Annotated in this window: 19 protein-coding genes and 1 pseudogene; 8 read left to right on the plus strand and 12 right to left on the minus strand. The window is 67.7% G+C overall.

All coding sequences use genetic code 11. From position 1 onward, the window contains the following. Positions 1 to 30 precede the first annotated feature (30 nt). The 3 genes from ACIA58_RS38820 to ACIA58_RS38830 are packed head-to-tail and all read right to left on the minus strand — an operon-like array spanning position 31 to position 3,158. Entirely contained in the window at positions 31 to 858 is an 828-nt protein-coding gene (locus ACIA58_RS38820) for a carbohydrate ABC transporter permease (protein ID WP_396408870.1), read from the minus strand. Continuing rightward, on the minus strand, positions 848 to 1,876 hold the full coding sequence (locus ACIA58_RS38825; protein ID WP_396408871.1) for a carbohydrate ABC transporter permease: 1,029 nt from the start codon (positions 1,874 to 1,876) through the stop codon (positions 848 to 850). The genes ACIA58_RS38820 and ACIA58_RS38825 overlap by 11 nt, the downstream gene beginning before the upstream one ends. A 1-nt stretch (position 1,877) precedes the next feature. Next, a complete protein-coding gene (locus ACIA58_RS38830) occupies positions 1,878 to 3,158 on the minus strand; it encodes an ABC transporter substrate-binding protein (RefSeq protein WP_396408872.1) in 1,281 nt (426 codons plus the stop codon). Between the two features lie 119 nt (positions 3,159 to 3,277). Between ACIA58_RS38830 and ACIA58_RS38835 the strand changes: the two genes are divergently transcribed. The 3 genes from ACIA58_RS38835 (at position 3,278) to ACIA58_RS38845 (ending at position 8,902) form a co-directional block, all read left to right on the plus strand. Beyond that, positions 3,278 to 3,898 carry an HAD family hydrolase gene (locus ACIA58_RS38835; protein ID WP_396408873.1) on the plus strand — a complete coding sequence of 207 codons (621 nt, stop codon included), beginning with the start codon at positions 3,278 to 3,280 and terminating at the stop codon, positions 3,896 to 3,898. 87 nt (positions 3,899 to 3,985) lie between these two features. Then, positions 3,986 to 5,632 (plus strand): GxGYxYP domain-containing protein, encoded by a 1,647-nt coding sequence (locus tag ACIA58_RS38840; protein ID WP_396408874.1) that lies wholly within the window; start codon positions 3,986 to 3,988, stop codon positions 5,630 to 5,632. A 123-nt stretch (positions 5,633 to 5,755) separates the two neighbouring features. Then, on the plus strand, positions 5,756 to 8,902 hold the full coding sequence (locus ACIA58_RS38845; RefSeq protein ID WP_396408875.1) for a DUF222 domain-containing protein: 3,147 nt from the start codon (positions 5,756 to 5,758) through the stop codon (positions 8,900 to 8,902). A gap of 575 nt (positions 8,903 to 9,477) precedes the next feature. Here the strand turns inward: ACIA58_RS38845 and ACIA58_RS38850 are convergent. From ACIA58_RS38850 to ACIA58_RS38875, 6 genes and pseudogenes are all read right to left on the minus strand, one after another. After that, positions 9,478 to 9,711 (minus strand): peptidoglycan-binding protein, encoded by a 234-nt coding sequence (locus tag ACIA58_RS38850; protein ID WP_396409294.1) that lies wholly within the window; start codon positions 9,709 to 9,711, stop codon positions 9,478 to 9,480. Positions 9,712 to 9,853: 142 nt separating this feature from the next. Then, a pseudogene (locus tag ACIA58_RS38855) lies at positions 9,854 to 10,216 on the minus strand (CHAP domain-containing protein); the annotation flags it as partial. 199 nt (positions 10,217 to 10,415) lie between these two features. Further along, the gene (locus tag ACIA58_RS38860) at positions 10,416 to 10,898 is read right to left on the minus strand and encodes a GNAT family N-acetyltransferase (RefSeq protein ID WP_396408876.1); all 483 of its coding nucleotides are present in this window, start codon (positions 10,896 to 10,898) and stop codon (positions 10,416 to 10,418) included. 126 nt (positions 10,899 to 11,024) lie between these two features. Then, positions 11,025 to 11,867, minus strand: a complete 843-nt coding sequence (locus tag ACIA58_RS38865) for an SMP-30/gluconolactonase/LRE family protein (protein ID WP_396408877.1) — start codon at positions 11,865 to 11,867, stop codon at positions 11,025 to 11,027. A 38-nt stretch (positions 11,868 to 11,905) separates the two neighbouring features. After that, positions 11,906 to 13,192: an MFS transporter gene (locus ACIA58_RS38870; RefSeq protein WP_396408878.1), complete on the minus strand. Its 1,287-nt coding sequence runs from the start codon at positions 13,190 to 13,192 to the stop codon at positions 11,906 to 11,908. After that, a complete protein-coding gene (locus ACIA58_RS38875) occupies positions 13,189 to 13,809 on the minus strand; it encodes an HAD-IA family hydrolase (RefSeq protein ID WP_396408879.1) in 621 nt (206 codons plus the stop codon). The genes ACIA58_RS38870 and ACIA58_RS38875 overlap by 4 nt, the downstream gene beginning before the upstream one ends. A gap of 64 nt (positions 13,810 to 13,873) precedes the next feature. On the opposite strand from ACIA58_RS38875, the gene ACIA58_RS38880 reads away from it, so the two are divergent. Then, positions 13,874 to 15,031 carry an ROK family protein gene (locus ACIA58_RS38880; protein ID WP_396408880.1) on the plus strand — a complete coding sequence of 386 codons (1,158 nt, stop codon included), beginning with the start codon at positions 13,874 to 13,876 and terminating at the stop codon, positions 15,029 to 15,031. On the opposite strand, the gene ACIA58_RS38885 is transcribed toward ACIA58_RS38880, so the two are convergent. From ACIA58_RS38885 to ACIA58_RS38895, 3 genes are read right to left on the minus strand one after another with little or no spacing between them, the layout of a single operon-like run. Beyond that, positions 15,028 to 15,681, minus strand: a complete 654-nt coding sequence (locus ACIA58_RS38885; RefSeq protein WP_396408881.1) for a DinB family protein — start codon at positions 15,679 to 15,681, stop codon at positions 15,028 to 15,030. The genes ACIA58_RS38880 and ACIA58_RS38885 overlap by 4 nt on opposite strands. After that, positions 15,678 to 16,496, minus strand: coding sequence for a bifunctional hydroxymethylpyrimidine kinase/phosphomethylpyrimidine kinase (gene thiD / locus ACIA58_RS38890; protein ID WP_396408882.1), 819 nt, complete (start codon positions 16,494 to 16,496; stop codon positions 15,678 to 15,680). The genes ACIA58_RS38885 and thiD overlap by 4 nt, the downstream gene beginning before the upstream one ends. Position 16,497: 1 nt before the next feature. Beyond that, the gene (locus ACIA58_RS38895) at positions 16,498 to 17,460 is read right to left on the minus strand and encodes a thiamine-phosphate kinase (RefSeq protein WP_396408883.1); all 963 of its coding nucleotides are present in this window, start codon (positions 17,458 to 17,460) and stop codon (positions 16,498 to 16,500) included. Between the two features lie 156 nt (positions 17,461 to 17,616). Between ACIA58_RS38895 and ACIA58_RS38900 the strand changes: the two genes are divergently transcribed. From ACIA58_RS38900 to ACIA58_RS38915, 4 genes are all read left to right on the plus strand, one after another. Continuing rightward, positions 17,617 to 17,850, plus strand: a complete 234-nt coding sequence (locus tag ACIA58_RS38900) for an Lrp/AsnC family transcriptional regulator (RefSeq protein WP_198682133.1) — start codon at positions 17,617 to 17,619, stop codon at positions 17,848 to 17,850. 30 nt (positions 17,851 to 17,880) lie between these two features. Further along, positions 17,881 to 18,336 carry a DUF3515 domain-containing protein gene (locus ACIA58_RS38905; protein ID WP_396408884.1) on the plus strand — a complete coding sequence of 152 codons (456 nt, stop codon included), beginning with the start codon at positions 17,881 to 17,883 and terminating at the stop codon, positions 18,334 to 18,336. A gap of 121 nt (positions 18,337 to 18,457) precedes the next feature. After that, complete coding sequence (locus ACIA58_RS38910; protein WP_396408885.1) at positions 18,458 to 18,874, plus strand: YciI family protein; 417 nt, start codon at positions 18,458 to 18,460, stop codon at positions 18,872 to 18,874. Between the two features lie 193 nt (positions 18,875 to 19,067). Then, on the plus strand, positions 19,068 to 20,270 hold the full coding sequence (locus ACIA58_RS38915) for an RNA polymerase sigma factor (RefSeq protein ID WP_396408886.1): 1,203 nt from the start codon (positions 19,068 to 19,070) through the stop codon (positions 20,268 to 20,270). Positions 20,271 to 20,308: the final 38 nt, after the last annotated feature.

Genomic DNA, 20,308 nt, shown 5'->3' on the forward strand with positions numbered 1-20,308 from the left:
GAGATCCCGTTGTTTGTTTGTGGTTTCAGGTCAGAACTTCATGGCGCCTGCCGCGAGATCGGCGATGAAGGAGCGCGCGCCGATCAGGAAGACGCCGATCAGGGGGATGACGCTCATCAGGGCGCCGGCCATCACCATCGAGTAGTCGGTGCCGTAGATGCCGTTCAGCTGGTCGAGGGCGACCTGCAGGGTGAGGCGGTTCGGATCCGTCATCACGATCAGCGGCCAGAGGTAATCGTTCCAGACGTTGATGAACGTGAAAATGCCGAGGAAGGCGAGCCCGGGCCGCAGGACCGGCAGGCCGACGGTGAGGTACTGCCGGAAGAATCCCGCGCCGTCGACCTTGGCGGCGGAGATGAGTTCGTCGGGGATCGCGCCCTTGGCGTACTGGCGCATCCAGAAGATCCCGAACGCGTTCGCGGCGCCGGGGATGATGAGCGCTTTCAGCGACCCGATCCAGCCGAACTCGGCGAGCGTGACGAACTGCGGCACGAGCGACAGCTGGGTCGGGATCATGAAGGTCGCGAGCAGGATCGCGAACAGCACGTTCCGCCCGGGGAAGTCGTACTTCGCGAACGCGAACGCGGCGAGCGAGTCGAAGAACAGCACCAGCACGGTGACGCCGAGCGAGGCGATCAGCGTGAGCAGCATCGAGCCGAAGAAGTCGATGTTGTCGAGCACCTTGCCCATGTTCTCGAACAGGTGCGACCCGATCAGGAGCTTGGGCGGGTAGGTGAAGATGTCCGGCGTGGTGTTGGAGGCCATCACCACCATCCAGTAGAAGGGGAACAGCGAGACCAGGACGCCGAGCATCAGCACGACGTGACCGATGGCGGTGCGAATGCGCTCAACGGACATCTGCGGCCTCCCTCTTGGCATTCTGGGCTGCGATCTTGCGTTCCACCCGCCGAGCGGCGCGTCGGGTCAGGCGTTCGTCGTCGTTGCCGCCGATCAGCCGCCAGTTGATGATGCTGAACAGCACGATCAGGATGAACAGGGCCCAGCCGATCGCGGCGCCGTACCCGAACTGGTTCTTGATGAACGCCGACTGGTACAGGTACGAGACGATCGTGAGGCCGGCGTCGCCGGGGCCGCCGATACTGCTGGTATCACCGAACAGCACGCGGGACTCGGTGAAGATCTGCAGTCCGCCGATGGTCGAGGTGACCGCGGTGAACAGGATGACCGGGCGCATCATCGGCACGGTGATCCGCCAGAACGTCTGCCGCGGACTCGCACCGTCCACCTTCGCGGCCTCGTACACGTCGGCCGAGATCGCCTGGAGTCCGGCGAGGTAGATGATCGCGTTGTAACCGACCCAGCGCCAGGTGACGATCGTCGCGATCGCGATCTTGATGCCCCACGGAGAGGTCAGCCATGCGACCTGGCCGACTCCGATCGACTGCAGGAAGGCGTTCAGCAGACCGAAGTTGTTGCTGAAGATCGAGCCGAACACGAGGGTGATCGCGACCACCGACGTGACGTTCGGGATGAAGTACGCGATCCGGTAGAAGGTGCGGAGCCGGGTCGCATTGTGCAGCGCGTTGGCGATGACCAGCGCGAGCAGCAGCATCGGCACGGTGGACAGCACCCAGATGATCAGGGTGTTGCCGATCGTCTTCCAGAACGTGGCGTCGGTGAGCAGGTAGTGGTACTGCTCCAGCCCGACCCACTTCATCTGGCCGATGCCGTCCCAGGAGTGGAACGAGATCCAGATCGAGAACAGCACCGGGAACGCGCCGAAGATCGCGAACAAGATGAAGAACGGCGAGACCGCGGCGTACTGCGGCAGTGCCTGCTTGTACTTGTTCGGCGGCTTCTCGCTCGGGTCGGTGGCCGCCGTGACCGCTGTGACGGACTTGGTGGTGACAGCCATGTCAGATCGCCCCCGCTCGGGTGAGTTCGCGCTGCACCTGGCGCTGGGCGTCGGCCCAGGCCTGGTCGGGGTCCTTGCCGGCCGCCTCGACGTTCACGAGCTCGGCGCTGATGGGCGTGTCGATGATCGAGTCGTACGGCGAGAAGAACGCGCCCGGGTACTTCTTCGCGGACTCCGCGAACACGTCGACGATCTGCTGACCGCCGAAGAACGGGTCGGGCGCTGTCAGCGTCTTATCCGTGTACGTCGCGGGAGTGGACGGGAACAGCACCGGGTCGAGGAACGCCTGCGCCTGGTTCTTCGCCGACTCCAGCCAGCTGATGAACGCGAACGCGGCCTTCGGGTTCTTGCAGTACTTCGTGATCGCCAGGAAGGAGCCGCCCCGGTTGCCGGCGCCACCAGGAGCCGCCGTCACCCGCCAGAGTCCCTTGGTCTTCGGGGCCGCGTTCTTGGGCCCGAGCTGCGCCCACCAGACGGCCGCGTTGTATGCGACGAGCTTGCCGTTGGTGACGACGGCGTTCTTGTCGGTGGAGTTCTGCGCGTTGGCCGACAGCCCTTCCTTCACCACTCGGACCGCTAGGTCGAAGGCCTGCCGGACGTGGTCCTGGTCGCCGATGTACTGCCCGTCGGCGGTCATGTAGCGCTTGGACTGCTGCGCCATCCGATAGCTGTAGATGCCGGTGATGTTGTCGGTGATCGACGAGCCGGGCACGGCCTGCTTGAGCTTCTTGCCGAACGCGATGTAGGTGTCCCAGTCAGGCGCCAGCTCCGCGACGGCTGCCGGGTCGATGTCGACTCCGGCCTTCTGGAGGATGTCGGTCCGGTAGAACAGCGCGGTCGGGCCGGTGTCCATCGGGTAGGCCATCATCTTGCCCGTCTGGGTGATGCCCAGCTTCCACTTCCAGGGCAGGAAGTCCTTCTCGAGATCCTTGGCGCCGAGGTCGTTGAGGTCGTGGAACTGGTCGGCGTTGGGGAAGTACGTCGCGACGTCGTCGTTGATCGCGACGATGTCCGGGACGAGCGACTTCCCGGCCAGGGCGGTCAGCACCTTGGTCTTGTAGTTGGAGCCGATCCGGGTCATCGCCAGCTTCATGCCGTCGTACCCCGGGATCGACTTCTCCGCCTGACCGATCAGGCCGTCGTTGACGGACCCGACCCAGGTCCACATGCTGAGCTCGTTCGATCCGCCCAGTGAGCTGCGGGAGCCGCAGCCGGTGAGTCCCGCGGCGGCAGCGGCTGCGGAGCCGCTCGCTGCGAGGAAGTGCCTTCTGCTCAAGGTCATAGCCTCACCTGGCGCTTTCTGTTGGATTTCGCCGGAAGGTGTCCAGATATGTTTACGTTGCCATTAGGTAAGCGCATACCGACTGAACCGGTCAAGGCTCCGATGACAAGATTGGTCTCATGATGATGCGAGCCGTCACCGCCGTCCTGTTCGACGCCGACGGGGTGCTCCAACGCCCCAGCTCCGATTGGTGGGCGCGGTTGAGCTCGCTCGTCCCCGCTGACGGGGAGGCGTTCGTCGCGGACCTCATGGCCGCGGAGAAGCCGTCGCTGGTCGGGAAGGGCGACTTCCGGGACGCGGTGGCCGACGTACTGCGCCGGTGGAACTCGCCTGCGTCCGTCGAGGAGGCGGTCGAGCCGTGGAGCTGGTTCATGGCGGAGCCTGAGGTCGTTTCGTTGATCGGGTCGCTGCGGTCTGCCGGTGTCGGGTGCCACCTGGCGACCAACCAGCACGCGTACCGGCGGGCGATCATGCAGGACGAGCGCGGGTACGGCGAATGGTTCGACCGCACGTTCTACTCGTGCGATCTCGGCCTGGCCAAGCCGGATCCGGCGTACTTCCGGGCGATCCTGGGCTCGTTGGGGGTGCCCGCTTCGTCGGTGTTGTTCATCGACGACAACGTAGCCAATGTCGAGGGGGCGTTGAGCGTTGGACTGCGGGCGGAGCATTACGACCTTTCGGCCGGCGTGCCGGCGCTCGCTTCGCTGCTTCGGCGTTATGAGCTGCCGATTCCGGGCTGAGGTCTTGTGATGGGGTAACGACTGTGGCATCGTCGCCGGTCAGTTGACAACGTAGGACATCCACCAGCCGCTCCCTGGAGGCCGCTCATGTCCGATCGCTTCTCACTCTCTCGTCGGCGCCTTCTCGGCCTCACCGCCGGCCTCGGTCTCACCGCGGCCGTTTTGCCGTCCCTCGCCTTCGGCTCTTCAGTTGCGTCGGCGTACCCGAAAGGCCAGCGGCCACGGATGCTGAACGTCCTGACCGAGGACTCACTCTCGTCCGCTGAGCGGACGCTCGCGACGACGCTGCAGGGTCTGATGGCGCGACGCGGCGGCGAATCCCTGTACCTGAACCTGCCCACTCTCGGCTACCAGCACTGGCTCGACGGCCTCGTCTGGCAGTACGGCGTCCGGGTGCGGACCGAAGACCTGTGGAAAACCGTCGGGCGGTCCGGCGTACGCGGATATGTTCTCTTCCGTACAGGCACTCCGTCGGTCAACGTCGCGACCACGCTCGCCGGCGTGACGGGTGCAGTGGCAATCGAGGAAAGCTTGGAGGCACTCGCGATCCAGCACGGATTGCGCAAAGTCCTGGATGTGCGGGACAAGGACGACCGCTGGGTGTTCGACACGTACTGGCCCCGGCTGCGGCACGACGTCGCGGTCGAGCAGCGCGCCGACTTCCCGGAGCGGCTCCGGGACTACGTCACGATGGCGGGGACGCTCGCCTTCTTCGACGGCAACTCGGACTTCCGCGCCGAGGTGGTCGACGCACTCACCGACGACGGCACAGTCATCGGCTGGGGCGACGCATCGAACGGCGAAGACGCATTCATCGGGGTCAACTCGAGCACGGGCGTAAAAGCCCTGCCCGCCGACCACGCACGCAACCTGTCCGTGCTCTCAGGAATCCAAGAGGACCACCTGACCCAACGAGGCCGCGCGTACGACCCCGCCCTGCGCCCAGCGACGTCCACCGCTCAACCGACAAACGGCACACAGAGCGGAGGGGGTGGGGGGAGGGCCCTCGAACCAGCCCCGGACCCCAACGCCCACTACGTCAGCTTCCTGATCACCGACGGCGACAACATCCAATGGGCGCTCGGCGATTTCCCGACCGACCCACGCTGGTTCGGCAGCCCGCGCCGCGGCGAGGTCGACCTCGGCTGGGGCATCTCACCTTCACTGATCGACCTGGCGCCATCGGTCATGCGCTGGTTCTACGAACAGTCCGAGAAGGACCGCTGGGTCGTCGGCCCATCCGGCGGCGGCTACATGTACCCGAGCCGCTACCCCACCGCAGCCCTCGAGAAGCACACCGCCTCACTGGCGAAGGCAATGGGCCGAGCAGACCTCTCAGTTGCCCAGATCATCGATTTCGACGCCTTCGAGAACACCACCCTCTGGTCCTCGTACCTCAAGCGCCGCGAGATCGACGGCCTGATCTACCTCGAGTACTCCCGGTACGACGGCCTGAAGGGCAAGGTCGTCTGGTCCGAAGGCAAGCCCGTCATCTCGGCACGAACGATGCTCTGGGACGGCCTGGACGGCGCCGACGAGGCCTCCGTCACCGCCGAACTGAACGCCGCGACCCGCAACCCGCACTCCACCGCCGGCTACTCGATCGTGGTCTGGCACGCCTGGAGCAAGTCGGTAGACAACGTGCTGTCCGTCGTCAACAACCTCGCCCCGCACGTCAAGGTCATCCCGCCGGACACCCTGGTCCGGATGGTTGGCAAGTACGCCAAGCCATAAAGTTGCCTACAGCAACTGTATGGGTGTCGTCCACAGGCTCAAATCTGTGGATAACCGAATCCCCTTGAAATAAAGGGCTTTCGCGTTTGAGAACTGTCGGTGGCCGTGTCTACAGTCATGGGCATGGAACAGTTGGGCGAGCGACCGGCATGGTCGATGAGCGGCGCAGAGGTGCTGTCGACTCTCGACCAGCTGGACGCTGCCCTCGCCCGCCAGGAGACGTATCGCCTCCAGCTGATCGCCAGGATGGACGTCCTCGGCCACGCGCAGGAGATCGGTGCACACAACACCGCCCAACTGCTCGAGTTCCGCTACCGCCTGGACCGCTCCCGAGCCCTCCGCGACGTACGCCTGGCCCGTCTCCTGTCTAAGTACGACGCGGTGTCGACGGCCCTGCCCGATCCCCACGACGACCCCACGGACGGTGATGTCGCGACCGAGGACGAATCGGCAGAGGTCGTACTGCGTCCCGCGCAGGCCGAGGCAATCGTCTCAGCGCTCGAACAGGTCCCGTCCACGGTCCCAGCCGAGGATCTCGCCGTCGCCGAACGCGAACTGGTCGGACTTGGCCGCCACCTCTCCCCGTTCGAGTTGCGCCGAGCTGGTCAGCGAGTGCGAGATGTCCTCGACGCCGACGGCCCCGAACCAGAAGAGCACAAAGCCTTCGCCCGCGAAACGCTGACGATGTCCACCGCGGACCGAGGCGTGAAGTTCCGCGGCTACCTCGCCAACGAAAACGCCGAACTCCTCCGCTCCCTCATCCACGCCGGCGCCCGCCCCCACAAAACCGCCGACGGCGAACCCGACCCCCGCTCCCGCGAAAAGCGCCAAGCCGACGCCCTGACCACCACCCTCACCATCGCCGCCACGGCCCTAGACGCAGGCGCCCCCACCCCACGCACACCCCGCCCCCAATCCAGCACCCCATCACCATCCCCAGACCACTCCCCGCCCCCGCCCCACACAACCGACCCAACCGACCCAACCGACACGGGCACCACATCACCACCCCCGCCGAGATCACCGAGTCAGCCACCCACAACCGAGACAGCCAGCGCTGCCGCCAATTCGCCAGTGCCGTCCCAACCCCCACCGCCGCCCCACACGACCAGTCCGACCGCCGAAGCCACCACACCCAGCTCACCCGCTACCCGCACCACGACCGGCCTGACCGGCCTGACCGCCACGACCGGCGCGACCGGAACGACCGGCGGCAGCGGCAGCATGCCCGGCCCGAACAGAGCGAGCGGTGAGAGCCCCGCGACCAGCACGAGCCCTGCAAACGGCACGAGCATCAGCAGCCGTTCGAACGGCACCGCCAGCACCGGCCCCACGAACGGCGCAGGCATCGCGCACGGCGCGAGCAGGGAGGCACCTCAAGGTCCCGGCATGCGCGTGGCCGGCCGCGGAGGCGCGACAGGCGGCGTCGACCGGGGAACTGATGGAGCCAGCGACGTGCCCGGCTTCGGGGCGAAGGCGAACATCACCGTCACGATTGACCTACAGGACCTGAAGTCCGCAGCCGCCGACGCAATCGGCGACACGGTCTACGGCGACGGCTTGTCAGCGGCGGCGATCCGCCGTCTCGCCTGCGACGCCAAGATCATCCCGCTCGTCCTCGGCACAAACTCCGAACCCCTCGACGTCGGCCGCGCCGAACGCCTCGTCACCCGCGCCATGCGCCGCGCCCTCAACACCCGCGACAAAGGCTGCGTCGTCTGCGGCGCCCCACCCATCCAATGCGACGCCCACCACCTGACCTCCTGGATCGACGGCGGCGAAACCAAGATCTCCAACCTCGTACTGCTCTGCCGCAGACACCACATTGACCTACACGCCGGCGACTGGACCATCACCATCACCAACGGCCAAGTCCACGTAGCCCGCCCCACCTGGGCCGACCCTCCACGCCACAACCCGACTACCCTCAATACCCCCAACGCGCCGGGATCCCATGCCACGCGCAACTCGTCCACGTCCGACAGACCGCCCGCCAACACGTCACCACATCACAACCACCCCGACCACGGCCCAGCCCACGCCTTCGCCGACCACTCCCCCACCAAACGCCCAACACACGCCGTCGCCCCCACCGCCGCACCACACAGCCGCCCACCGACACCGCGTGCACCCGCCAACCACCCGCCTTCAGGGCAAGCACCAAACAACCGCACACCGGCCGAACGGCCGAAGGACACCCGCACACGCACAGCGCGGGTAACACCCAAGCGCATGCCCATGGCGCAGGCGGCCGAAAACCGCACGCCCATCGAACAGACGCCAGGCAGCGGTGCGCGCGACAAGCACCCGGCAGACCGTCGAACGCAGGTCGAGCAGGCGACAGAGGACCACGCCCGCGCAGGACAGCCGACCGGCCAGCGCGTAGCCGCAACGCAGCCGTCGCGCCAGGCCTCACCTACGCACCAGCCACAAGCCGACTGCGAGTCGAGCAACCAGGGGTCGAGCCAGGACGACCCAGCCGATCACAACCCGTACGACGGCTTGGACGAGCACGAGGACCACGATCACGGCTCGTACGACCACGGATCGACCGACTCCGAATCGCACGACCGCCAGCCGGACGACGACAGGTCGGCCGGCCACGGCCTGTACGACGGATCGGACCACCACGAGGACCACGATCACGGCTCGTACGACAGCGGGTCGACTGACTCCGAATCAGACGACCGCCGACTGGACCGCAACCAGTCCGCCGGCGACAGCCCGTATGACGGACCGGACCACCACGAGGACCACGATCACGGCTCGTACGACCGCGGCTCGGCCGACTCCGAACCAGACGACCGCCGACTGGACGACCACTGGCCAGCCGACCGCGGCCTGGATGACGGGTCAGACGACCAGGGCGACCACGATCGCGCCGCTTATGACCGTGGGGCGACCGGCTGTGGGGCGGACGACCGTGGGCCGACCGGCTGCGGAGCGGACGACCGTGGGTCAGTTGGGCGGCGTTCTGCGGCTCGGGCTGCGGTGGCTTCGGTGGTTCGGCGGTCTGGGCTTGGGCGTGAGCTGGTTCGGCGGGTGCGGGCGGCCGGGGGCAGTGCTGGGGAGCCGAATGCCTCGTTCCGCGAGGCGGCGTACCAGGCGATCTGGGGTGAGACCACAACGCCGGAGGCCGACCATCTCACGGCCCCGGCGCACATCTCGATCATTGCTCCCCGCCCCGAGCACCCGCCCGAGTCAGACCCCGATCCGTCAGCGAAGCCGGCGGCCACTCGCGTGCCGGCAGGCTCCGACCGTTCGCCGTAGCTGGTTGCCCATAGCAACTCGTCCGCCGGAGTCCGCAGCGGTCTGACTTCACAAACCAGACGCTGGTTGGTGAGTGCTCCTTCTCAGGGTGCCACTCGACCAGGCGGTCGACAGCGCGTCATCCGGCGGCAGGAATCCAGCTCGTGGGCACGACACACGAACTGCCGCCACGAGACGAGACCGAGGTACGCGCGTTGCTCGCCCACGGAGTCAATCGACCACCACCCCACGAACCCACCGCTCATCGATCGGCTCACCGGCTGCTACTACACACCTGGCCCCGAGCCATCGTCTGGCTCCTGGCCCACCGTCACCACCTGGACTATGAGCGCAGCAGCGCTGCCCAGATTGGCTTCCCCGACGAGGCCCTGGCTTGCGGTGGCATTGAGAAGCAGGGGCGGGACTCGCAGGGGAGCGCTGGCCCCATCCCCCAAGCCGCCCACCGCAAGCTTCGGGATCGTCGACGAGTTCGGCTTGGGCCTGGCGGACGCGCCACCAACCTGGCCGCGCTCGCCCACTGGCCAGATCGGCAACAGACGTACCTCACGGCGTCAGCGACGTGCAGAAGGAGCGGCTCAGGTGCGTGGGACTTTGAGTTTGTCCCAGGTTTCTTGGCCTGGGATTCCGTCGGCGTCGCTGCCGGATTGGGCGACCGAGCCGTGGAAGCCGAGTTTCTGCTGCCAGCCCGAGTAGGACTTGAGATCCCCGGTCCCCCAGACGCCCTTGTTTGTCTGGGTTTCGTATCGGTTGCACCCAACAGCGACGAGCCGCGCGTGCATCGCCGCGATGGTCGGGCTCTTGCGTCCCATCACGAAGAACGACTTGCCGGGGAACGTGACGAACCCGGTGCGCGGTCCGGCCGAGTGCACGTACGACGGACGGCCGTACCCGGCGATCACCGTCGGACCGTCGCGTGTGGCGGTCGCACTTGTCGTCGAAGTTGCCCTCGATCGTGTAGATGTTCGAGCCGCTGACACCCGTCACGATGCCGACGTGGTCGATCTTCGACTTGACGTCGGTGCCGCCCCAGTCGAAGAACACGATGTCACCACGCTGGATGCCGGCGACGTCCTTGTGCCATTGACTGTGGGTCTTGAACGCGTGGGCGGTCGTGAGGACGTAGAAGCCCCCGTACGTCACGGCGTCCTGGTTGCCCGAATGCCATGCCCAGTACGTGATCGAGGCATCGCACCACGGGAAGTTGCCGCTGAAGGCCGAGCCGTTCTTGTCGCGGTACCACTTCTGGATCTTGTTCGGCTCGGTGAGGCCGAGGTCGAGCTCGGCCTGATTGACCATGTCCTCGACGCCGCTCATGCCGGCGCTCCCGCTGTACTCCGGCGCGTCAGCGGGCGGACGGCCGTACCCGCCGCACGTCGTCCTTGGTCACAGCTCCCGCTCAAGACGTTCTAAGCCCCCAGCCTTGATCTGTTCATCATGCTCCGGCCCACGGTGTTCGTCCACGGGCCGGAGCATGATCAAAGCGCTAGCTCAAGCGCTTCATCGACGGGCGGAGCTAGAGCTCGCGGAAGTACACCGCCACCGGGAGCTTCACGCAGCCGAGGCTCTCGTAGAACGCCCGGGCCGGGGCGTGGAAGTCGTCGCCGCCGGTGCCGATCTCGACGTACTCCGCTCCCTCGGCGCGCATCGCCTCGAATGCGTGCTCGCAGAGCGCGGTACCGGCGTTCGATCGACGGCACTGCGACGAGACCGCCAGCAGTTCGACTGTGCCTTTGGAGCGGGCCGGTTCGATGTTCCAAGCGATATACCCGAGGAGTACGCCGTTGTCCTCGGCGACTGCGACGTACTTGTGCTGGGCCGGGTCGTGCAGGCCGGCGACCTGCGTGCGGTAGTCGTCCCGCCAGTTACCGTGCTGGTGAGTGAAGATCAGTTCGCCAACGAGCGGCCGGAACGAGTCTTCGAAGAACGGACCGAAGGTGTCGATGGTCAGGTCGATGAGTCGAGCCAGGTCAGCGTCGACGTACGGGCGAAGGTGCATGGAGCGTGCCTCTCACAGAGAAGGTGGTATCCGGGCAGGCGTCACCGGCACGCCGCGCGGGTCGCGGCGGCGGGCCGGTGTCAGTGCCGAGTACGCCCGGCGGCGAAGCACTCCATGCGAGGGATCTTATCGGCCGGCCAGCGGGAGGCTGACGGGGACGGTGTAGATCTTGCCGGTGCGGGGGCCGTTCTTCAGCCGGTCGAGGTTGTCGGTGATGCTGTCGTCCGCCCGCCATTCCGCGGTCAGAATGCAGAGCGTCGGGCCGTCGAAGTCGGCCAGCGTCAGCGCGAACGGCGCGCGGTACTCGGGCAGGTCGATGTGCTGCAGGATCTCTCCACCCTCAGCGACGCGGACGACTGCCTCGTCGCCGGTCTGCGCCCAGATCATGCCCTCGGCGTCGAGGCAGATACCGTCCGGGCCGAGGTTCTCCGCGAACACTCGGCGGTTGGACAACCCGCCGTCAGGCTCGACGTCGAACGCGGTCAGCCGGCCGGCGAAAGACTCCGAGATCACCAGGGTCCGGCCGTCGGGGGTGAGGATCATGCCGTTCGGGAACTGGATCTCGTCGGCCACCTGGCGGACCTGACCGTCCGGCGTGACCAGCTTGATGTAGCCGGGTTTCGGCGCCTCGCCGCCGGCGAAGTTGAAGTCGGCGCCGTTGAGATAGATGTTGCCCTGCGCATCGAGCACGATCTCGTTCGCCTTCTGCTCGGCCAGTACCGTGACCGACCCGTCCGGCTCGTACCGTCGCAATTTCTCGCCAGTGGTCAGCATGCGGCCGTCCGGCAGCCACTCGATGGACCAGCCCATCAGCTGTTCGACGGGCACCGCGAAGTACTCCGCCTTGCCTTCGGCGTCGACGGCCACCACCTGCTGCTCGATCCAGTTGCAGAACCAGAGCCGCCCGTCGTGCCAGCGGGCCGACTCGGGCATGCCCAGGCCGTCCAGCAGAATCGTCGGTTCGGACATCACGCCACCTCATTCGTTGATTCGGGCTGTTTCACCCCCTACACGAACGAGGTCCGGGCAGATCGACGGCTCAGCAGAAAAAGTACGGCGATCAGCGGAAGCGTCACCAGGTACGCCGTACGCAGATCGACGGCCCGTGCGAGTACGGCGAGGACCGCGGGCGCGAGCAGGATCGCCGTGCCGGAGGCGAGCGCACCGATCGCGGACAGGCGGGCCGAGCTGAGGCCGGGTGTCGCGACGAGGGAGGCGAGGGTGACGGGATAGAGCGGCGCGACGCCGAGACCGGCGACCACCAGGCCGAGGGCGACCATCGCCGGGGAGTCGAACAGGCTGACCATCAACGTGCCGCAGGCCGCGAAAGCGCCTGAAGGCAGTACGGGCGACCAGCCACGCCATCGGATCGGACCGATCGCCCGGCCCGCGGCCATGCCGATCGGGAACGCGCTCCCGAGCAGTGCAGCCGTTGCCGTCGGCAAGCCGGTCGCCACCAATCGCGCCACGGCCCACACCACGAAGCAGAACTCGACCGAGACCGACAGCACGACCCGCAGCCATCCGATCCCCACGTCCACCACGACCTGCCGCCCCACCCGGCCCCGCCACTTCCGCCCCAATCCCACCGCCGGCGCAGAATCGATCAACACCGCCACCGGCTGCTCCACGCGCCCACCAACCACGTCGGTCGCGCCGGAGTCATCACGCGCGACGCGTGGCGACTCCACACGTCCGCCCGCAGGCTGGAACGGCTGACCTGCGGGTCGGGACTTCGGGGAGCGGGTCAGGACGGCCAGGAGGAGTAGCGGTGGCGCGGCGGCGAGCATGGCTAGGCGGCCGCTGGGGCCGAGGCCGTCCAAGGCGCCGATGGTGAGTGGCGCGAGGATGCCTGTCCCGCTGGCGACTGCGTTGACGCGGCTGAGGCGCGCGGCCGCGGTCGGTCCGTTGAGCATCAGCGGCGCGACCAGCACGAGCAGCGCCCCACCCAGCCCGACGCAGAGTCCCCCAGCGATCACGACCGGGTACACCGGGGCCACCGCGATCAGCACCGCTCCGACCGCGCAGACGACCGAGCCGAACGCGAGGACCGTCGGGATCGGCCACGACCGCAGCAGCCGCGGGCCGATCAGCGCGACCACCAGCAGACCGACCGCGAACCCCGACGACAACAACGCCAGCCGACCCGTCGGCTCGGAGAGATCGCGGGCGAGGATCGCGACGCATGCCCCGAGCCCGGCCAGCACGAACCCCATCGCCGACAGCGCGATGCCGATCCGGACCTCCTCGCCGCGAGTCCCGGACTCCGCAGGCGCCTCCGTACCCGCTGTCATTGCGAGCCTTTGAAGAGCCTGCCGAGCTGGTGCAGGTCGGCCAACTCGATGTCGGCGGCAATGCCCTTCAGCCCGGCAGTCAGCGCGCCCGCGGCCCGACCCGCCGTCAAACCGACCACGGTGTCCTCGACCACCAAGCACTGCACGGCAGGCACGCCGAGCAGCTCAGCGGCCCGCAGGTACCCCTCGGGATCCGGCTTGCCGCGGCTGACGTCGTCGAGCGTCACGAGGATCGACGGCGAGATCCCGACCGCGCCCAGCCGAACCTTCGCCAGCCTGGTCGACGCGCTCGTGTAGACGGCCCAGGGCAGACCCATCCGATCCAGCAGCGCCGTCAGCTCAACCGCTCCCGGCGTCGCCACGACATCGGAGACGTCGTCGCACTCGATGTCCAGCACCCGCGCGACCGCTGCCGCGCGCCCAGCCGGCGAGAGATCGGGCCGCATCCGCGTGATGGTCGCCTCGGCCGGGCTGCCGTGCGCGATCGCGAGCACGTCGGCGACAGGCACGCCGTACTCCGTCGCCCAGCGGCTCCAGCTGCGGTCAACGACCGCGTCGGAATCGACCAGAGTGCCGTCCATGTCGAAAAGGACGGCGCGGATGTCCCGGATCTCCATGACCCCTCCCATTAAACTCGTCCTACGAGCATAAGGTCATCCGGGGACAGAACGAAAGGCAGCTATGAATCCTGTGCGCCGGGGACAATGGCAGACGGCTTCGGATGTGCTGACCCAACTCAGCCGTCAGCCCGGGATCACCCGCGCCTCGGTGGCGCGGACGCTGCGGTTGAGCACGGGTTCGGCGACCGAGGTGACCGCTCGGCTACGCGACGTACACCTGGTGACCGAGGTACCAGCGCCGAGTCGGGGCCGTGGTCGGCCGACCACACTGCTGCGGGCGCATCCAGAGGGACCTGTGGTGCTTGCACTCGACCTACGGCAGAGCAGTTGGCGGAGTGCCGTGGTGACGCTCGACGGGTCGCTGCTGGACCTGCAGCACCGCCGTCACCGCAGCAGACGGCCGCAGGTCGTGCTGCACAACCTGCGGCGCCAGGTGGAGCAGACGCGGCAGCAGTACGGCGATCGACTGCGGATGGTGAGCCTCGCCGTACCAGGCACCATCCGGGACAACCACCTGATGCAGGCGCCGACGCTGGAGTGGGCGGAGCTGGACCTGGAGACAGTCACGGAAGGCACCGGCGTGCCGCTCCTGGCGGGGAACGACGCGACGCTGAGTGGTGTGGCAGAGGCACGTACGGGCGCTGCCGCAGGAGCCGGTACGGCGCTGCATCTCATCGTCGAGGTGGGCATCGGTGGGACGCTCCTGATCGACGGTGTGCCGGCGCAGGGCGCGTCGGGGGCAGGCGGCGAGTACGGCCACGTGCCCTTCGGTGACCGGTCCCGGTTGTGTCCGTGTGGCGCTCGCGGCTGCTGGGACCTGGAGATTGACGGTCGTGCGCTGGCGCGGCACCTGAAGCAGGGACGGCCCGACGACCCGTACGCGTACACCGAGGAGGTACTGCGGCGTACAGACCGGACTGCACGCGCCGCAGTGACCAAAGTGGTGTCAGCGCTGGGCGCCGGCATCGCAGGTCTGGTCAATGCGCATGACCCGGACGTGGTCACCATCGGAGGTCTGGCGATCCCCCTGCGTGCCGCTGATGAGCAGACCTTTACGGACGCGTACCGGGGCGGACTGATGACGTTCCATCGTGGGTCTCCCCCGCCTGTGCTGCCCGCTACCCACCAGCCCGACGGTCCGCTCCGTGGCGCGGCCGCACTGGCGCTCGACCAGCTCACCACCGAGCCCGCGATCGCCGCCTGGGTGGCGCAGCGCTAGTCGACTACCTCTTCGACAGCCCCTTCTTGGACAGCGCTTTCTTCGCCGACGACCTCTTCGCCGGCTTCTTCGGCCTCTTCGACCTTCGGCTTGGGGACGATCGGCGGCTCCACCTTCGCCAGGATCTCGACGATGTCGTGCCGGTGGTGCTGGATCTCGTGCGCGGTGTGCCGGATGATCCAGCCCAGCGTGCGCGGCGCCCGCACCGGGTAGTTGTACAGCCCCAGCTTCCCCAACTCCTGCGGCCGCAGTACCCGCGCCGCAGCACCGAAGTCCTTGGCGTTCCGCACCAGTGCGGCCGCCACCTCCATCGGGTCCTGGTTCTCGTACTTCTCCTGCTTCACCCGACCGGTCCGGTCCATCGGCGCGTACACCGGCCTGTCCTCGGCGAGGCACTGCGCGATCCGCAGCCGCTGCACCTCGAGTACGTCGCGCACGTGGCACGCGTACTCGATCGCGGACCACACGTCCGGCTCCGGCCGCAGCCGTACGACACTCGCGTCCGGTCCGGCCGCGGCTTTCGTCAAGGCCATGCTGCAGTCCGCCGATTGCCGGATCAGCAGGGTCACAGTCCCCTGCAGGTCACCGGTGTCGTAGTTGAAGCCGCACTGCTCGCAGTACCCGTCGACCGGGGGCTGCTGATTGGTCAACTGCTTCTCCCTCGAAATCTCCACGCATGATCGACCGGCCCGATGCCATCACCGAGTGCGAACCCCGCGGCGATCGCTCCGGTCACGTACTCCTTCGCAGCACCAACCGCACTCGGTACGTCGTACCCACGAGCAAGGTACGACGCGATGGTGCTGGCCAGCGTGCATCCGGTGCCGTGAGTGTGCCTGTTGTCGGCACGGACCGCGCTGTACGAGCGCCGTACCCCTGGGCCGTGCAGCACGTCCACAGCCGCCGTACCGACATCGTGACCGCCCTTCACCAACACCCACTGCGCGCCTGCGTCCAGCAGCACCTTTGCTGCGAGCTCGCGGTCCTCGATGGTCTCCAGCTCGACGCCGGCGACCGGTCCGAGCTCTGTGAGGTTCGGCGTGAGGACGGTGGCCAGCGGGACGATCTCCGACCGTACGGCGTCCATCGCGTCAGCGGCCAGTAGTGCGTCGCCGTGCTTGGACACCGACACCGGGTCGACCACGACCGGCACGTCCGGCGGCAGAGTGCGCAGCAGCGAGGCAACGACCCGGACCATCGACTCGGACGCCAGCATGCCCGTCTTGACCGCGTCGACGCCGATGTCGTCGACCACGCTGTGGAACTGGGCCCGCACCTGCTCCTCCGGCAGCTCCCAGGCGCCCTGGACGCCGAGGCTGTTCTGCGCGGTGATCGCGGTCAGCACGCTCATGCCGTGTACGCCGTTGGCGAGCATCGCCTTGAGGTCCGCCTGGATACCGGCCCCGCCACCGGAGTCGGAACCGGCGATCGTCAGCACTCTGGGCGGTGCGCTCCCGACCGGCATCTCAACTCCTGAAGTGGGCGTGTCCTGTCTCGTCAGCATACGGCGAGCCGTCCACCGTCACGGTCCCGGCCGGGCGTTCCTCGTTGCCCTCAGCAACCGAGCCGATGACGGTCCAGCCCTCGGGCACGTCGGCCGGCTCGAACGTACCCACCAGGGCGTGGTCCTCGCCGCCGGTCAGCACGAACTTCAGCGCGTCCACGCCGGTGGCGGCCGCAACCGCCTGGAGCGGTTCAGGCACGGTCAGCGCCTTGGTGTGCACGTCGATGATCACCTGGCTCGCAGCGGCGATGTGGCCGAGGTCGGACAGCAGACCATCGCTCACGTCGCACAGCGAGGAGGCGCCGGCGAGTGCCGCGCGGGGACCTTCGGCGTACGGCGGTTGGGGGCGCCGGTGTGCCTCGACGACGGCCCGCGGTGAGCGGAACCCGCGTGCGAGGACCGCCCAGCCTGCCTCGGCCCAGCCCAGCCGGCCGACGTACGCCACCTCGTCCCCCGGTCGGGCGCCGGACCGCAGTACCGGTGGACGACCGTCCAGGGAGCCGAATGCGGTCACAGACACGACGATCTTGTCGGACTGGACGGTGTCACCGCCGACGATGCTCGCCTCGACCAGCTCGCACTCGTCGACGAGGCCCTGGTTGAGCTCCAGCGCCCAGGCGGTCGGCAGGTCAGCGGGGCCGCCGAAGCCCACCACCAGCGCGGTCGGCCGGGCGCCCATGGCCACTACGTCGGCCAGGTTCTGTGCGGCGGCCTTGCGGCCTACGTCGTACGCCGACGACCAGTCCTGCCGGAAATGGTGGCCCTCGACCAGCAGGTCGGTAGTGATCACCATGCGGCCGTCCGGCACCGCCATCACGGCCGCGTCGTCACCGGGACCGACCAGGACGTCCTCACCTGTGGATTGCCCTTTGGTGACGGCCGCGATCAGGCCGAACTCACCTGTGCTCCCCAACGTCTCTGTCACGTCAGCAGACCTCCCATATCGCTGACCGGAGTCTAGGCGGTACCGTGACCGGGCAACTATGAGTACGCCCGGCTGTCTCGCAGTACCGCTGCACTGCGCAGCGTTGCACCACGGCAGCCGGAGCCAGCTGAGGACGACTGAGTGGAGAACGACGTGGTGGTCCAGGCCTACATCCTGATCCAGACCGAGGTCGGCCGCGCGGCCGACGTCGCCGCGCAGATCGCCGAGGTCCAGGGCGTCACCCTGGCCGAGGACGTCACCGGTCCGTACGACGTGATCGTCCGCGCGGAAGCCCGCAACGTCGACGAACTGGGCAAACTGGTGGTTGCCCGGGTCCAGAACGTGCCCGGCATCACCCGTACGCTGACCTGTCCCGTCGTCCATATCTGAGCCTCCCCCGGAGACAGGCCTGCTTTCGGTATGCCCAAAATCCTGCTAGCTGCACTCGGCGTGATCGTGCTCGCCGGGTGCAGCCCGGGTCCCACGCCGGTCCCGGTCCCCTCCCCCGCGCCCGAGGTCGTGGCCGCCTGCACGCAGCTCGTCCGGGCGCTGCCTGCGAAGGTTCTCGATCAGAAGCGCCGGAAGACGTCGCCGGAGAGCCCGCTGACCACGGCGTACGGCGATTCGCCCATCGAAGTCACCTGCGGCGTCGCGCCTCCCGCCGGCATGGCCGAGGCCCAGTCGCAGTGCTTCGAGGTCAACGGCATCGGCTGGTTCGCCAAGCAGGTGCGGAACGGCTTCATCTTCACCACCATCGGCCGCGAGCTCTACCTCGAGATCGCGGTCCCGTCGAAGTACTCCCCCGAAGCCAACGCCCTGACGGACGTCTCCGACGCTATCCACAACCACAACAAACTCGTCACGCCCTGTACCTGACGAGTGCATACTCCCTGGCGAGATCGAAAATCGTCTGTTGGTGGTGTCCGGTTGGGCGCCTCGGGGGCGACGTATCGGGTGGAGGCGCCCGCGGTGGGCGTCCGGACGATGGGAGACAGCTATGAAGTACATGATCCTGACGTATGCGTCGCAGCAGGACTACGACGGGATGGCGGGCAAGGACACGGGAAAGCCGGCCTGGACGCCGGAGGACTTCGCGGCGATGGGCGCGTTCATGGAGAAGTTCAACGGCGACTTGGCCGAGTCCGGTGAGCTGGTCGAGACGCGAGCGCTGGCGGCGCCGGTGCTCACGCGGCGGCTCGGGTCGAAGGACGGGCAGTCGCTGGTGACAGACGGCCCGTACGCGGAGACCCAGGAAGTGCTCGCCGGGTACTGGATCGTCGAGTGCGAGTCCTTCGACCGAGCCACCGAGATCGCCTCGAGACTCGCCGACACCCCCGCCCCCGAGTCCGTCCGCGCCACGGCCTACGCCGACATCCGCCCCATCATCGACGGCCAAGCCGAACTCCTGGAGTGACCGACCCCGGAGAATGAGCCGAGATGAGGTGACCAGTCATGCCTGTCCAACTCGACGCCCTGACCCCGGTCGATCCGGCCACTCGAGTAGTGCAGCTTGCCCAGGTCAACCTGGTTACTCGGGCCACCACGGTCGCTCGGGCCGCCCCAACCGGTGAGTGTGGTCCGGGGCTCGGGCGGGGTTGGGAGGGCTCGTGAGCGTTGGGCTTGGGGAGTTGTTGCGGGGGCTGGCGCCTCAGGTGTTGGGGGCGTTGGTGCGGCGGTACGGGCACTTTGACACGGCTGAGGATGCCGTGCAGGAGGCGTTGGTTGCGGCGGCTGAGCAGTGGCCGGTCGAGGGGGTGCCCGAGAATCCGCGTGGGTGGTTGATCACGGTGGCTTCGCGGCGGCTGACGGATCTGCTGCGGCGGGAGCAGGCTCGTCAGCGTCGGGAGGATCGGGTGGCGCACTGGGCGCCGCAGGGTGATCCGGTTGGTGAGGCGGATGACACGCTGGTGTTGCTGTTCCTGTGTTGTCATCCGTCGCTGACGGCGGCGTCGCAGATCGCGTTGACGCTGCGGGCGGTCGGTGGATTGACGACGACGGAGATCGCCCGGGCGTTCCTGGTGCCGGAGGCAACCATGACGCGGCGGATCACCCGGGCGAAGGCGAGCGTGAAAGAGAGCGGCGCGCGGTTCACGATGCCGGTTGATCGCGAGGAGCGGTTGGGCGCGGTGCTGAAGGTCGTGTACCTGATCTTCAACGAGGGGTACGCGAGTACGACAGGTTCCAGCCTGCAGCGGGTCGAGTTGGCGGCGGAGGGGGTCCGGTTGGCGCGGATGCTGTACCGGCTCCTTCCCGATGATGCCGAGGTGGCGGGGTTGCTGGCGTTGCTGCTGTTGACCGATGCGCGTCGGCCGGCGCGGACCGGTTCGCTCGGGGAGCTTGTTCCGATGGCGGAGCAGGACCGTTCGCTGTGGATCCCGGAGCTGATTCGGGAGGGCGTCGAGCTGATCACGGCGACGCTGCCGCGCGGGCCTGTCGGGCCGTACCAACTGCAGGCCGCGATCGCTGCTGTTCACGACGAATCACCCACTGCAGAGGAGACTGACTGGCCGCAGATCGTCGCACTGTACGAGGTGCTGCTCCAGCTCACCGACAACCCGATGGTCGCCCTCAACCACGTGGTCGCCGTCGCGATGGCCCGCGGTCCGGACGAGGGCCTCGCACTGCTGACGACGATCGAACACGACGACCACATCGCCGAGGACCACCGCCTGTCCGCGGTCCGAGCCCACCTCCTCGAGATGTCAGGCGACCCAGCCGGCGCCCGCGCGGCCTACGAAGAGGCCGCACGCCGCACAACCAGCCTCCCCCAACAGCGCTACCTCCGCACCCGAGCAAGCCGCCTCCAATAACCCAACCAACCACCCGAAGCGCGGGAGCCTCGGCCCAA

Source organism: Kribbella sp. NPDC051586, from assembly GCF_044453965.1.
Lineage (GTDB): Bacteria > Actinomycetota > Actinomycetes > Propionibacteriales > Kribbellaceae > Kribbella.

Excerpts from the sequence above, each read along its gene's own strand:
- ACIA58_RS38820 (WP_396408870.1), bottom strand. The coding sequence starts at position 858 with ATGTCCGTTGAGCGCATTCGCACCGCCATCGGTCACGTCGTGCTGATG.
- ACIA58_RS38845 (WP_396408875.1), top strand. The coding sequence starts at position 5,756 with ATGGAACAGTTGGGCGAGCGACCGGCATGGTCGATGAGCGGCGCAGAG.
- ACIA58_RS38850 (WP_396409294.1), bottom strand. The coding sequence starts at position 9,711 with ATGGGACGCAAGAGCCCGACCATCGCGGCGATGCACGCGCGGCTCGTC.
- ACIA58_RS38875 (WP_396408879.1), bottom strand. The coding sequence starts at position 13,809 with ATGGAGATCCGGGACATCCGCGCCGTCCTTTTCGACATGGACGGCACT.
- ACIA58_RS38905 (WP_396408884.1), top strand. The coding sequence starts at position 17,881 with ATGCCCAAAATCCTGCTAGCTGCACTCGGCGTGATCGTGCTCGCCGGG.
- ACIA58_RS38870 (WP_396408878.1), bottom strand. The coding sequence starts at position 13,192 with ATGACAGCGGGTACGGAGGCGCCTGCGGAGTCCGGGACTCGCGGCGAG.
- ACIA58_RS38825 (WP_396408871.1), bottom strand. The coding sequence starts at position 1,876 with ATGGCTGTCACCACCAAGTCCGTCACAGCGGTCACGGCGGCCACCGAC.
- ACIA58_RS38835 (WP_396408873.1), top strand. The coding sequence starts at position 3,278 with ATGATGATGCGAGCCGTCACCGCCGTCCTGTTCGACGCCGACGGGGTG.
- thiD (WP_396408882.1), bottom strand. The coding sequence starts at position 16,496 with ATGCCGGTCGGGAGCGCACCGCCCAGAGTGCTGACGATCGCCGGTTCC.
- ACIA58_RS38880 (WP_396408880.1), top strand. The coding sequence starts at position 13,874 with ATGAATCCTGTGCGCCGGGGACAATGGCAGACGGCTTCGGATGTGCTG.
- ACIA58_RS38910 (WP_396408885.1), top strand. The coding sequence starts at position 18,458 with ATGAAGTACATGATCCTGACGTATGCGTCGCAGCAGGACTACGACGGG.
- ACIA58_RS38840 (WP_396408874.1), top strand. The coding sequence starts at position 3,986 with ATGTCCGATCGCTTCTCACTCTCTCGTCGGCGCCTTCTCGGCCTCACC.
- ACIA58_RS38865 (WP_396408877.1), bottom strand. The coding sequence starts at position 11,867 with ATGTCCGAACCGACGATTCTGCTGGACGGCCTGGGCATGCCCGAGTCG.
- ACIA58_RS38860 (WP_396408876.1), bottom strand. The coding sequence starts at position 10,898 with ATGCACCTTCGCCCGTACGTCGACGCTGACCTGGCTCGACTCATCGAC.
- ACIA58_RS38830 (WP_396408872.1), bottom strand. The coding sequence starts at position 3,158 with ATGACCTTGAGCAGAAGGCACTTCCTCGCAGCGAGCGGCTCCGCAGCC.